This window comes from Yersinia fenwicki (assembly GCF_043099325.1).
In the GTDB taxonomy this organism is placed as follows: Bacteria; Pseudomonadota; Gammaproteobacteria; order Enterobacterales; family Enterobacteriaceae; genus Yersinia.
This window is the reverse complement of sequence record NZ_CP170755.1, coordinates 726,939-740,837: the sequence shown is the minus strand read 5'-3', so window position 1 is coordinate 740,837 and position 13,899 is coordinate 726,939. Positions and strand designations below refer to the sequence as shown.

Below are 13,899 nucleotides of genomic sequence, written 5' to 3'. Positions count from 1 at the left end.
GTTATCCCACCTTCGCTGCCGAAAATGAGCTAATCAATGTGCAACCACAGCCACATTTATGCCCATGAAACGCCACTGGGATCCCGTTATCCAAATAATTTGGATTACCCTCAACAATGGTGGTCGGGCCATGCCCCTTGATCGGGCAGGAAACCTCATCGCCTTTTCGGGCAACACCAATACCACCAAATTTCATATTTTCTGAACTGGTTAATACAGTGCCACCATGAGTAGTTTTATCGCCTTTACGAATAATATTCAGCATGTCTGTCTCGGAGATTAATTATTACTAGTAGCTTAATATTGGAGGGTTTTCATTCTTGTTATTATTTACGTGTTACTTCTGAATATATAACCATTAACTAAAAAATCACTGACAGGGAAATATAGAACTAATAATATAGTTCCAAAATCAATCAGGGAATGATTTGGTCACAACTCGACTACCTTGTTCTTCTTCATTGAAATATATTTTTTTCACCACCATCAAACTGCTGAGTAACAATAAGGTTACCTGGCCCACTCCATTTGTATTCGATGAGAATACAAACATTATTACACTTCATGGAAAAATTTTTTCCAAATACTATCTCCCCCTGAAGATTTTCTCTATCACTACTAGCTAATTCATTTCTATATTTAGAATAGGATTCTAGAACACTCATGTTTTTATAGTAACAATCGACAATATCACCATTCTCATAAACTTGTTCTATAGTTTGTTCCTTATGCACACACTCCGCATTAGAAACCTTATCCCCCTCACTCAATTGAGAATAAATAACGGCTCTATTTTTAAGGACAAAAACTAATGAACCATCAATCTTAATAAAGTATGAAAATGGATATATACATTCAATCGAAGGATTTACCGGAGTAATTAATTCCAATGTATTATTCAGTTCAACATTGTAACCAGACAAAAAAATATTATATAATTCAACAGTTTTTTGACTACCCCAGTATTGCAAAGGGGTCATTTCTTCCTTGTGGTACTCATATTTACAAACACCTTCTACAGTTACATTTTTATCATCAATAACAATCTCTCTTCCTTTAAAAACTTCATTTATTGAATATTCCGCCACATCTTGCCCTTGCGGATCGATACGTTCAGAAACTACATAACGCTTCCATACTGTTGTATTATTATTCGAAAACGGGAGTGAAGGCGCAGAACCATCCACTTTCGCGTTTGCTAAAGACGAAATTAAAATAAATATAAAAATCAGTAGCGACTTAATCACTATAAAACACCTTATTATCAATGAGAGGAATCGTAAATGTTGTTTAAAAACATGTTATTTTCTGCAGACCGTCTTCTCACTAGCCCTGTATCACCCTGATTAGTTATATCTAAAAATTCATGAGCAGCTAACTCATATTCCTCAGAGTTAATTAGTCTTAATAAGGCAGGTGCTTTATTGGCTGCAAAGAAATACTCCCCACAGTTAAATAACAAACTAACAAGGGCATCAAATTCATACTGATATAAATCAACGTTAATATCTCTTCTAACACCATTTTCAAATCTAATTAAATCAGCCTCAAAAATTTCTTTTGCTTTATCCTCAGTAATCCCCCCTTGATACTCAGATGGTAATGTAATATTCTCGCACAGTCGCTTCTCTATTAAATGTCCAAAACCTATGGTGCAATACCCTTCTGAATCATTATAAGCAATAAGGCCTAACGACTCCCATCCTGTGATAAAGTCCTTCCCTTTTTCAGATGTATGTAGTGTATTGATGTTCAGAAGTTCTCCATCAGAGGCCTTACTCATAAATGTATTTGTATATCCCTCTGATAATATGTCGATAGGGTCAGTCAAGTCATCACGTCTTAAAAATGGAGGACATGTTCTATCAGTAAGAGGTGTATTAATGTTATAAGCAATTTGGCCAGAGTATAGTTCAAAATGCAGCATATAAACTATGGCACCACCGATTGTAAGTGTTGGTTGGCCTGTAGCTGAATTTACAAGCTTGCCTGTATTACCAATATGATGTCCCTGTTTTACTTCATCACCTATTCTGACAGCGATACTTGGTGGATCCAATTCCCCGTATCTAACAATAAATTTGCGGCCATCAGGTGTTGTATGAAGAATCGTTATCTCATTCGTTCTATCATAGAATTGACTGGTACCAAGAACTTTTCCATCACAGATCGCTACCACTTTTTCATATGGTTTAGTATATAAATCCCTCGCCGCATGCTTCCGGCGACCACCACTACGATTAGTACCGTATGCAGCCATATTCTGTTGATGCATATTCCTCCAGTCATATTGGGCCCACACGTGCTCAGGATCGTTTTCTAGCTTCACTATTAATGGGAAAATCACTTGTTTTTCCAGTTCCAAATTTATCGCATCCAAAAACACCACCGGGTGCATATGCCATGGATTTGGCCCCAGTCCCGCGACTTTTTCCATCCACTTTATTTTCTCGATAAACGCTTCCGTATACGTTTTCCACTGCGGCGCATCTGTGGTCAATGTGTCCAGATAAGTTTTCCAGAGTGGGTCATCCTTACCGTAATACCACTCACTGCCATGCTTGGCTATTATCCGGTAACGCTGATCGCGATAAGAAGTGTTATGCACTGCCTGCAGGTATTCTTGCTCTGAATACTGCCCATCATGATTACTGTCTATTCGCTCAAGCAAACGTTGGTAGTTATATTCGTTTAACGTATGGCTGGTACGCGTTTCATCCTGCGCCGCTTTATACATCTGTTCCAGAATGCCTTTTACAACATTATCCGGTTGCGCCACCCCATCTAGCAGATTAAAACTCGCCGACGCCTTATCTAACGTCACAAAACCCAGCTCACCTAACGCATACTGCGACAGTGTCTTCACACTGTTTGCCGCCAGATACCCATTTTCCTTGTGTATCTGGTAATAAGCCGGTTGTCCATTGACTTCCACTACCGGCACTTTCGATAATGTCACAATACCCGAAGCCAGTGTTTTGCGCGTACTGTCCACCATCTACCCCTGAGCATCCTTCGTCAACAGAGACGCTGCCTTCGAGTACTTCAGAAAAGCAGGATGTTGCTCACCCACATGCTCTGGGTTAGTGAGAAACGTCGAAAGCTTATCATCCATGCTAAAACACTCAATATGCACCTGATAGCGAGAGCGTATCCCATTCTCTTCCGGCAGTTGGAAAAAACCCATATGCCCGATACTGTCACCCGCCTTAATGGCTATAGCCGTCGGGGGGATGACCACTTCACCAAATACCGGCTCACTTGCCGAGGTCGTTGGTGTCACCGGTGTTAAACTATTGCCATCAGAAACCACCCAAACACGATCGCCTTTCTTCTGTTTACCCACATCACGTCCCAGCGTGACCAGGCTAAAGATATTCACTGCATCCGTTGGAGCGGCACCCGCTGCAACTGCTACAGGTCGGCTGACCTGCTGTGCGGTATTGCTCGGTTCATAGCTCAACGGGAACCCTGCTGATAGCTTGCCAGTGGCTTTGCTTTGCATTACATCGTCACGACTCAGGTAATACGACCAGTCTGTGCGGGAGGTGCAGCTCACCTTACCTGCGGGCTGAGTATCGTAAGCCGGTGTACATTTCGCCCACCAGGATGGCACCGCCACTGACGGAGCCGCCTTTAAGCTCCCCCTATCTGATACTGTCCAGATGTTCGTTCCCACACTGAGCGTGGCGCCAGCCGCATTTTTTGTCTCTTCCGCTATCGTGACTTCAGTGAACTGCCGGCGATCACTGCTGCGGGTAATGATCTTGTCACTCAGGGTCAACGGCGTATTTTTAACGAGTGTTCCGGCAACATTGCCACCGTTAGGGGCCAACACATCGTCCGCGCTGGCGTAATACCGCTGAGAACCCGCGCTCTTTCTATCGCGATCCCCGCCCTGCTCTGCATAAGCAGAAAAGGGGGCCAGATTCATATACAGCGTATAAAACGTCAGTCCGCTGTTATCGGTATCGCCCGGCTGAATGTAATGTTTCACTAGCACAAATGATGTTGAGAAGTGCAGGTTTTCATCTCGCCACGGGATCGCACTACTCTCGTAGTCCTGACACATCCGCCAAGCAACAATCTCACCATCTGCCATGCAGCGAATGAACTGCTCTCCTTTATAGGGTTCACGGCGATACTGTTGTTCAGCATCACTGTTGGTACTCAGAGCACACCAAGGGATGGTCGCATCTGTAATGTGGATACCTCCGTGCCACATCCCCTGACTTCCTACCAGGTACTGCCCTGAACTTTCACCGTCCAGTTTCGACAACAGATCCTCCGCGGTGGAAAATGCATGACCATTCTTATTCGAGGGAACGGGATAACTGAATTGGGGTAGTTTTGCTGGCATAGATGACCTTCCCTGTTAATCGCAGGCCCATTTGGCAGAATTTTTAGTAGTGACCGTGACGTCGGTCTGTTTAAAGTCTGGGGTTTCGAAAGGCAGACTGCTACCAGAACCTGGCACCAGATAATTCGCCGCCTTCACAATATAATCCCCTGACGAACCATGCTCTATCCCGCTCTGGCTCAATTTCAGATATGACCCACCACCGTTTAGCGTCAGCGTTTTGGGGGTTGTGATGATGATTTCATCCTCACTGCTGGTAATCGTAACCTGCTGCTTGGCGAAGAGTGCCATGGTGTTGTGCTGCGCCTGAATCTCAATATCGCCCTGATTAGCCACCAATTTCGCCCCCTCTTTATGTACAAACAGTCCCAGCGCCTTTTCGACGGAAACGGAGAGGTTCTTCATTGCGCCAATATCGAGGTGCTGCCCTGCATTTATCATAGTATTACGCGTGCTAGCCAGCTGTAGATGCTCACCGGAAGTGACAGCAATCCCCAGCGGCGCACTCGCCAAGACAACGGCTGACTGCAAACCTGACAAGCGATCTTTGACCAAATTGAGTTGAGTCTGAATATCCGCAACAAGTGCACCTGCCTGTTCAGCAGCCGAATTCAGTGCCTGCATTTCGCTATTAGCTTGGTTAATCAGGCTAACGGCCGGTGCCATTTCCAGTACTTCACCTTGAGCTTTCAACTGATCATCAGCGGTCAGGAAAAGACCTTTGGCTGCACGGACGGCACCGAATTCGTCAGTGCGCAGTTCAAACCCACTGCCACGCTTTTCACGTTGCGCATTGACCATATGCCCCATGTTCAGCTGACTCTTACCAAACTCCGTTGCAAGTTTAATGTGTTCCTGCTGACGAAGATCCTCCATCCTGAGTTTGTTATTCGCTGGGGTTCGCCAAATGTTACGTGTGTGGTTATCACTGGTGACATGGTCAGGATATTCAGAATCGTGCTGTGCGTAGGCAATATAAGGTCTATCCGGATCGCCGCTGTCGAACACCACTGACACTTCGGTTCCATCAAGCAATGGAGCATGCCAACCGTACGTGTCACCAGCATAGGGTTTTGCCATACGCAACCATAAATAGGCGTACCCCTGCTCTGTACTATTGCGGTCGAAATCTAGCTTCACGCGATAGCGGCCTTGACTATCGAGCCAAGCATAGGTGTCGCCTTTCTCGGTGCTTTCTACTCTGGCAGGAAGAGAGCCAGAAATGATCGGGCGGTTAAGTAGTGCGGGGCGATAACAAACTGTTTCACTGTATGGAATACCCTCAAACTCCAACCGGAAGCTGCTTTTACGTGAACCATGGCTGCGTACTGTCGTCACGACAATACCGTCTTTTAAACCTTCCGGTAGTGCGCCATCCGTTTCCAATACCTGGCCGGGGGATAACAGTGGGCTGGTTGAACGTCCACTAACAGTCAACTGGCCGTTAAGGATACGTTCATGGCGCAATCGGGCATAAAACGCCCCCGTTTCTGTGCTCTGCACATCACCTTCTGACAGGAACGGTTCCGCATAATGGTAGACTTCGCCTGTTGTAATACCTTCTGAACGACTGATACTTTCAGCACTGTCCTGTGGGATGAGCGCCTCACGATAGTTATAGTCACGAGTCGCGACGCTCTCGCTCACCACGTTGTAGGTGGTTTGGATATCCCAAAGACTTTCCTGCCCACTGTCGCTCATACCTGCGGGGTTTCGTAGCGGAAGACGGACACCGAACTGGTATTGCTCCTGAGAATCCTGAAATATCACGACGTCCTGTTCAACACGATTGTCCATTTCAAAACGCCAGTAAATGCCAACTTCTGCTAGTAGTCGTTGCACAAACTCCAAGTCACTTTCACGCCATTGAGTAATGAGTTCGCGCGCGGGGTATTCCTGTGACAGGCGGAACTCAAAGTCTGGGCCTTCAAAACCGTGCTTACGCAGGACCTGTTCCACGACTTCAGTCACGGATTGGTTAAGGTAAACCTCATTGTTTTTCGTGTGCTTCAACAGTGCAATTCGAGGTACTAGCGTCAGTGAATAGCGAGTTTCATCTTCCGAGGTAGAGAGGCGGCGAAAAGATTGCACCACACCATAGATGGTACGCTCTGGCACCGCAGCCCCCCCCTGAAATACGGGGGTTTGGAAAGTAAAAGAGCCGGGTTTAAGCAGCAACGTGTCACAGGCAATATCAGACTCACTGCAAGTGAGTGAGACGTTATATTGCCATGGGCGGCTGAAAGACTCTTCGGCATGAAAACTGAGTACGTCCAAGAAGTGCGGACAGTCATGTACATCCACATGGTAACGGGACTGTCCCTGAGCTTGCCTTAACTGACTGGCTACCCCACTCAATATCGAATTACTCATCTCTCGCTCCTCCATCACCAAACTCCAGCGTGATCCCTTCGGCTTCATCCCAGCCCAATGTCAGCGACGTAGTGCGCTGTTGCTCGCTCATGCGACCCAGCAGTTGCTGGCTTAATACCGGTAAAATCTGCTGATTCAGCAGGCTGTCGATGTTACGCGCACCGGTGTCCGGCAACAGGCAGGCGGCGACCAGCGTGTCGTACAGGCTTTCCTCAATCGTGCAGTGCAGGCCGTAATGTTTGTTCAGGCGTTTAGCGACCTGCGCCAGTTTCATCTCGACGATGGTTCGCAATGCGATGGCGCCCAGTGGCCGGTAGATCAGGGTCTGGAAGCGGGCTAATAGCGCTGGCTGGAAGTGGTCGCGCAGGATTGGGCGCAGCAGCTCATGCAGATCGCTATAGGTCGCTTCCGGTTGTTCATCCAATAACTGCATCAGAGGGTCACTGCCCAAGTTGGCCGTCATCAGGATGACAGTGTTACGAAAATCGATTTCGCGCCCTTCGCCGTCGCGCATAAAACCACGGTCAAACACCTGATAGAACAGGTTAATGACATCGGCGTGCGCTTTCTCAACTTCGTCAAGCAGCACCACGCTGTACGGGCGCTTGCGCACCGCTTCGGTCAAAATGCCACCCTGACCATAGCCGACATAGCCCGGTGGCGAACCTTTCAGTTGGGAGACGGTGTGCGCCTCCTGATATTCGGACATGTTGATGGTGACCAGCGATTTTTCACCGCCGAACAGTGTATCGGCCAACGCCAGCGCGGTTTCGGTTTTACCCACCCCACTCGGCCCGACCAGCAGGAACACGCCCAGAGGACCATTTTCGGAGGTCAGCCCGGTTTTGGCGGCGCGCAGGCGTTGCGCCATTTCAACCAGCGCCACATCCTGACCGACCACCCGGGTAGAGAGGTGATTTTCTAGCTGCAACAAATCGGTCTGTTCATCTTTCAGCAGGCTACTCAGCGGCACGCCCGTCCAGTCAGCGATAACTGTCGCCACTGTGCGAACATCAACATCCAGCGACAGCAGCGGCGTATTCCCCTGAATCTGGCTTAATTCTTCCTGCAGCGTGACCAGATCCGCCACGTTAGCGATATCTTGACGCGCTTCGACGATAAGTGAAGTCAGTCGTTTCTCTTCCTGATATTGCTGTGCAAGCTGCTGTTGCTCAATCACCAGTTCTGCGCGGCGTTGATCAATCTCAGATAAGCGCGTTGAACCGATATTCGGCAGCAGGAGCAAATCTTGTTCGATGGCCTGTTGCTCCATCGCCAATGCAGCCAGTTCGGCGTTAATTTCCATCAGCGCTTCGGGTAGCGTGTCGATACTCATGCGCACCCGGGCACCGGCCGTATCGAGCAGATCCACCGCTTTATCCGGCAGTTGACGACCGGTCAGGAAGCGCCGCGACAAAGTAACCGCAGCAATGATCGCAGAATCTAAAATGTGCACGCCGTGGTGCTGGGCGTAGCGGCCTTTTAAGCCGCGCAGCATCAAGCTGGCTTTGGCGTCGTCCGGCTCATCGACTTTCACCATCTGGAAACGGCGTTCCAGTGCCGCATCGCGCTCAAAATACTGCTTGTATTCCGACCAGGTGGTGGCCGCGATAGTGCGCAGCTCGCCACGGGCCAGTGCCGGTTTCAGCAAGTTGGCCGCATCTGCGCCACCGGCCTGATTACCGGCACCGATTATAGTGTGGGCTTCGTCGATAAACAGCAGCACCGGTGTTGGCGATTGTTGTACCGCCTCGATAACATTTTTCAACCGCTGTTCGAACTCACCTTTGACCCCAGCCCCGGCTTGCAACAGGCCCAAATCCAGGGTGCGCAGACTGACGGTTTTCAGGCTGTCCGGTACGTTACCTTCGGCAATACGCAGTGCCAGCCCTTCAACCAAGGCGGTTTTACCGACGCCCGGTTCACCCACCAGAATCGGGTTATTTTTACGGCGGCGCGACAGGATATCGACCATCTGGCGGATCTCGGTGTCACGGCCAAAAATCGGGTCAATCTGCCCAGTTTTCGCTTTGGCGGTGACATCAAGGGTAAATTTATCCAGCGCCGCTTGCAGAGCATCGTTCAATTGTGTCTGACCGCTGGCAGAGGTAGTGGTCGCTGCCTCATCGGTCAAATTGACCGGGTTGTCTGCCAGCGCCGCCGCTTGCTGAAGTTCAGGGCGCTCGTCGGATTGGTTGTCCAGCAGCGGTAGTAAGCGCAGTAGTTGCGTTGTGCTCAAGCTGAGTAATGGCCAAGCCGCATCGGCAACCAATAATGACGGTGTATTTATCAGGGCCGCCAGCAGATGGGAGGAACGTACTGCATCCGCGTTTTCCTGCAACGAGGCATCCAACCAGGCACTTTTGATCAATTGCTGTAATGCGACTGAGAGCTGAGGTTTACCTTGCACCGTGCGCGGCAAGGTGTCCAGATGGGCCAATAATCCCTGCCACAGGCTGTCCATATCCCACTCATAACGCCGGGCAATCACTGTAATATCACCTTCGCCCTGCTCTAACAGTTTCAACAACCAATGTTCAACGGTTATCTCGGCATGGGCGCGGGTTTGACACAGGGTTGCCGCACCGGCCAGAGCCTGCGCGCAATAGGGATTTAACCGACGTAATAAGTGTGCTGAATGCGTTGTCATAAATTCTTCCTTGTGTGTCATTTACCCTGTCAGGCACGCTACCGCCCATAGCCATATCCTAAATAAGGAAACCGAGGCCCATAAGGTCATCTGATAAAATGTGTATGCGTTTAGCGGAATACCTATGCACCGATACTCAGCTAAAAACACAAAAAAGCAGGCGGCGAACCGCCTACTTACGGGGTTACCCTAAATAATTCGTGTGGCAGGCAGGCGGCAAGTGAACGAGGCCCAGGGAGCAGAGATAACTCTGTGACCAGGGTGAGCGAACGTAGCCAACGCACCTGCGGCGCGAAGAATGACAGGTAACTATGCGGTAGCGCGTTCGTTCCAAGAATCGGAATGAATGATGTTGCCGTCTTTGAAGGTCCAGGTGATTTTTTCGTAGCGCAGTTCCACCAGTTCCAAGTGGTTGTGCTTCTCTTTCGCCGGATCTTTCACGTCGTGCATTTTCGGCGCGACTTTAACCACTTTGACGTTTTCCAGTTTGGTGTTGAAATATTCAACTTCCTGGCCAGCGTCATATATGCGATACCATTTGAACTCGGCGGTTTTCAGCGTCTGACCGGTGGTCACAGCCTTGTACAGATAAGGAGTAGACGCATCGATTTCTTTGGTGAAAACGAAAGGAGTATGAATACGGGTACCGGTCAATTTGCCGGTATTGTTATCAGTTGGGATGTACAGGTTATGGTCCTGTGCCACGATCTCAATGCTGCCTTCACGATCTTTAACATCTACGGAACCTTTAATGTCCGCACCGCCATCGTCTTTCAGCCACAGATATACTGGAATTGCCATGGGTTACTTCTCCATTTCTTGAGTTGATACGTCACTTTCATCCTGTGACGCTGTTTTTACGTCTGGTACCTGACAGGCATCAGCCTGCGGCACCAGACTGATTTCGACCCGACGGTTAGCCATGCGGCCTTCCGCCGTATCGTTACTTGCGATGGGCCGCGTTGCCCCGTAGCCCTGTACGGCAAAACAGGTCGGCGAAACGTCGCTGGTTGACAGCATCCAGTCCCGTAACGCTTCGGCGCGCTTAAGCGACAGAATTTGGTTGGACTGCGCATCACCGGTAATGTCGGTATGTCCGGCAACCACAATCAACCAGCCTGGTTTAGCTCTGATATTGAACAACGCGTCGACCAGCATTTTTGTACTGCCAGACTTAAGCTGAAATTTGCCCACATCAAACAGTGATAGGCTATCAAGGCGAACGGTCTTCGGTGCTTGTTCATCCATAGGAGCCAGAGCAGACGGCGGGGGAATGTAGGTATCAATTGCCTGTTGAACGGCTAACCACAAACGTTGTCCAGGATATAGCCCCAAACTGTATCGCAGCGGTTCGCCTTGCCGTTGCCAACGTTCAAGCAACAAGGCATCTTGTTGAAGAACAGCAAGTGCTTGCGATTTGGGGACATAATGATCCATTGGGATGGCTCGCCAGCGCTGTAAATCTGCCCCAACCTGCTGGATCAGGCTCCTATTATTAGCAATAGAAAACCCGACTGCCGCCAGTACGCAGAACATAAGAAAGCGCACCAGATGGCGAGAGGAGCGCCCGCCTTGTACTGGCAAGGCATAAGGCGATAACAGTGGTAGCACCGCATCAGGAAAACGTTCTGACGTGACTAAGTTCATCTGAGTTTTAGGGAGGTGAAGGCATGTTCGGCGATAGAGCCAGTGAGCCCAAAGAGAACTATTTTCTCCGATCTGATGACCTGTTTTCAGTACAACAGCAAAAGGGTGTACCGGAAGATAAAGACTGTCAGTTTTCGCCAACTCATCCAGTAAGATTTCACGGATGAAGGTGAATGCCTGACTGAGAATTGGAAAAGTCGTCAAGCTGGCTGATGTTAATTGCCATTCTTGCAATGAAACGGGGGCTTCATCTGTTGGGCATACAATAGTGCCGCTGCCATGCACAATATTCCATGGCGTTTCAGGCCCTGAAAACTGACAGTTCAGCACCACGGGTAATTGCAAACCTGTCATCGACTTTAAATGTTTAACCTGCTGACGCAGTGCTTTCAGCGATGCCCGCAGAACGGCCTTATCCTGATGCTGATCCGGCAAACAGACGTACATGATTGAAAGTTGCCCCACTTGATGGGGCTGTTGTACCTGGATGTTGTGCACAACATCGCTGAGTGCAACAACATCGCCGACGCGAAGCCAGCAACCCTGCCCGGTATTTCTCAGCGGTAAGTCGGGAAATAGCACATCCAGTCTATCACCACATACCAACACCACAGGGCTCTGGTTTTCAATGAGCGGTAAATCTGATGTGGTGAGGGTATCGGTTGCACCCAGACGACGCCATACAAGCACGCAGGCGATCATAACAATCACTAGCGTGAGCAGGGCTTTGACCCAAATTGCAATCGGGAAGAAGTTCCACATCAGCCATAACAGCACAATGGCACTGATGAGTACGTGAAACACCCTAGAGACGATGGCTGTTTTACGCATTATTGGCGCAACTCCGGCATCTGAGCAGACAACAACGTTTGCAACCAGTGATGACCTCCCCACCAGACGCCCACCGTTAGCACGACAGCAAAGATGACCCAAAACCAAACCGAGCGTAGCAGGCTGTAACGACGACTGCCGGTTTTGTGGACTATCAGGGATAAACCGATATCCGGTGGTGAAACGCGTTCGTTCAGGGCTTTCAGCGTTTCATCTCTCTGGGTCTGGCTAACCGTTTTCACGCTGTACAACCCCTGAAAACCGAGAGAAAGCACTCGGTGATAGCACGTCAATACCGCAGTGATAGGCGTAGGTTGACGTAGCACTTCAGCAATACGATCCCAAATTGCTTCACCCGCATGTAACGAACCAAAAAAACGTGCCTGAAGTGGAGCAGTTCGCCAAGCACGCTGCCCCTCGTCAGCACTGATAGCCCCACTGTCGTTTGTACCCACTGATTTACGACTCATCACTGTTTCATCAAGCAAAGCACACTGCGCATAAGATATATGCTCAATACTGGCGTCGTCGTATCCCGCTTTTTTCAGCGCGTCACGAACATTCTCAACCTGCTTTAGACAATTTTGATAAAGCGCATTACCATCAGGCGTGACAGCACCATGGCGCAGCAAGGTGACCGTTAGCCAGGTTTCCGTCATTAATTGGTCAATATCGATTTCTTGTCTCATGAACGCAACACCGCAAATAATTCAAGTTCCAGAGAACCTAGCAGAGACGGGACATAGAACATGCATACGCCTTGATCAAGCATGTCTCGGGCAGCCACACTTTCCATGTCGAGTGCGAAATACTGATTTTCCAGACGTACGGGCAATGCAGCAGGGACTCGACTAACCGCAATCAATGGAATGCCGTTGAGTGCCGCACTGTAGATCTCATTCACTTCATCTGGGGAGCCGGCTTTACAAAGCGCGGGGAATCGATCAGCAATTTGCCAGGCAGGAATATCGGAACGAACAGACAGATAAAAATCAGCGTCTTCACGTAAACGAGCATCGTGTAAGGATGCTTTCCATGTTTGCTCATCAGGACGTGACATTTCCAAAGCTATTACCCTAGATGGCAAACTGGCTTCTAAGAGATTCGTGATGAGATCAAACAATGGCGGGAAGGTATTTCCTGGTTCTGCATGATCATACCCAGGTATCGCGTCAAGGTCGCTGTCGAGGGAGAAGGTCAGCATACTGCCTGCCAGACGAGCTAATTCAGCCCATACCTGCTCAGGATGACGAGCGGGAAAACGTTCATATTCAGTCAGAACACGAGCATGAGAGTTGAGAGCATTGAGCAGCCAAAAGAGGGAAACATCCGCCACGGCGAAATCAGCTAGGCGTTCGTTACTCTCACGACGCATCGACATCAGACGCTGGCGGCGTGACCGTAATTGACGATTTAGCAAAACCAGACGTTCACGTAAAGCGAAACTGGCTGAGAAAAGCGCCATCGGAGGAATGAATGTAGGATCCTGACGCCATCCCCCCTGCCCATCACGAACTAAACGAGTCACCGCGCAGGTCTTCCACGACTCATTATTTTCATGTTGATAACGGACAGACAGATTAAAATGCGCCACTGCCATAGATTCTTCTTCAGGACCAAAGACATCAGGAACCGTAACCCATCCTTCGCGGTAACGTAGAGGACGCTCAGTCGTCGATGTCTCCTGCTGTACATTAGACATCCCCGTTTGCATCAACGGCAGCGCAATAACAACGGTCACGGATTCTTGACCAACGAGTTGTTCAGCGTTCAGCTCTCGGGCTGCGGGGGATAAATCACTATTTAGCGTATCAATCAGAGTGCCATCAGGAAGCCAGAGCCGAAGATGCCGGATTTGTATAAGCCCAGACGAAAGTAAACTGTCGTCAAACTCTATCTTTTCCGTCCCCCACGGGAACGGGGAGGCCAATGCTGACACACCAGCACTTCTAAAAGTTTCCCATTCTGATTGTTGTTGGAACTGCTGAGGGGACAGCAAAGCCCCCTCGTTCCATAACGGACGATAAATTTTCATCGT

General features: G+C 49.1%; 10 protein-coding genes. All 10 read right to left on the bottom strand.

What is annotated here, in order from left to right; translation table 11 throughout:
- Position 1 precedes the first annotated feature (1 nt).
- Positions 2–265 carry a PAAR domain-containing protein gene (locus ACF3VQ_RS03335; RefSeq protein WP_392433397.1) on the bottom strand — a complete coding sequence of 88 codons (264 nt, stop codon included), beginning with the start codon at positions 263–265 and terminating at the stop codon, positions 2–4.
- A 193-nt stretch (positions 266–458) separates the two neighbouring features.
- Positions 459–1,247 carry a hypothetical protein gene (locus ACF3VQ_RS03330; protein WP_392433396.1) on the bottom strand — a complete coding sequence of 263 codons (789 nt, stop codon included), beginning with the start codon at positions 1,245–1,247 and terminating at the stop codon, positions 459–461.
- Positions 1,248–1,264: 17 nt separating this feature from the next.
- Positions 1,265–2,998 carry a glycoside hydrolase family protein gene (locus tag ACF3VQ_RS03325; RefSeq protein WP_392433395.1) on the bottom strand — a complete coding sequence of 578 codons (1,734 nt, stop codon included), beginning with the start codon at positions 2,996–2,998 and terminating at the stop codon, positions 1,265–1,267.
- Positions 2,999–4,360 (bottom strand): hypothetical protein, encoded by a 1,362-nt coding sequence (locus ACF3VQ_RS03320; protein WP_392433394.1) that lies wholly within the window; start codon positions 4,358–4,360, stop codon positions 2,999–3,001.
- Between the two features lie 15 nt (positions 4,361–4,375).
- Positions 4,376–6,733 (bottom strand): type VI secretion system Vgr family protein, encoded by a 2,358-nt coding sequence (locus tag ACF3VQ_RS03315; protein ID WP_392433393.1) that lies wholly within the window; start codon positions 6,731–6,733, stop codon positions 4,376–4,378.
- Entirely contained in the window at positions 6,726–9,383 is a 2,658-nt protein-coding gene (gene tssH, locus ACF3VQ_RS03310) for a type VI secretion system ATPase TssH (RefSeq protein WP_392433392.1), read from the bottom strand. Before tssH ends, ACF3VQ_RS03315 begins: the two co-directional genes overlap by 8 nt.
- 309 nt (positions 9,384–9,692) lie before the next feature.
- A complete protein-coding gene (locus ACF3VQ_RS03305) occupies positions 9,693–10,184 on the bottom strand; it encodes an Hcp family type VI secretion system effector (protein WP_392433391.1) in 492 nt (163 codons plus the stop codon).
- A 3-nt stretch (positions 10,185–10,187) separates the two neighbouring features.
- Positions 10,188–11,861, bottom strand: coding sequence for an OmpA family protein (locus ACF3VQ_RS03300; RefSeq protein ID WP_392433390.1), 1,674 nt, complete (start codon positions 11,859–11,861; stop codon positions 10,188–10,190).
- Positions 11,861–12,550: a type VI secretion system protein TssL, short form gene (gene tssL / locus ACF3VQ_RS03295; protein WP_392433389.1), complete on the bottom strand. Its 690-nt coding sequence runs from the start codon at positions 12,548–12,550 to the stop codon at positions 11,861–11,863. The genes ACF3VQ_RS03300 and tssL overlap by 1 nt, the downstream gene beginning before the upstream one ends.
- Positions 12,547–13,896, bottom strand: a complete 1,350-nt coding sequence (tssK, locus tag ACF3VQ_RS03290; protein WP_392433388.1) for a type VI secretion system baseplate subunit TssK — start codon at positions 13,894–13,896, stop codon at positions 12,547–12,549. The genes tssL and tssK overlap by 4 nt, the downstream gene beginning before the upstream one ends.
- Between the last annotated feature and the right edge of the window lie 3 nt (positions 13,897–13,899).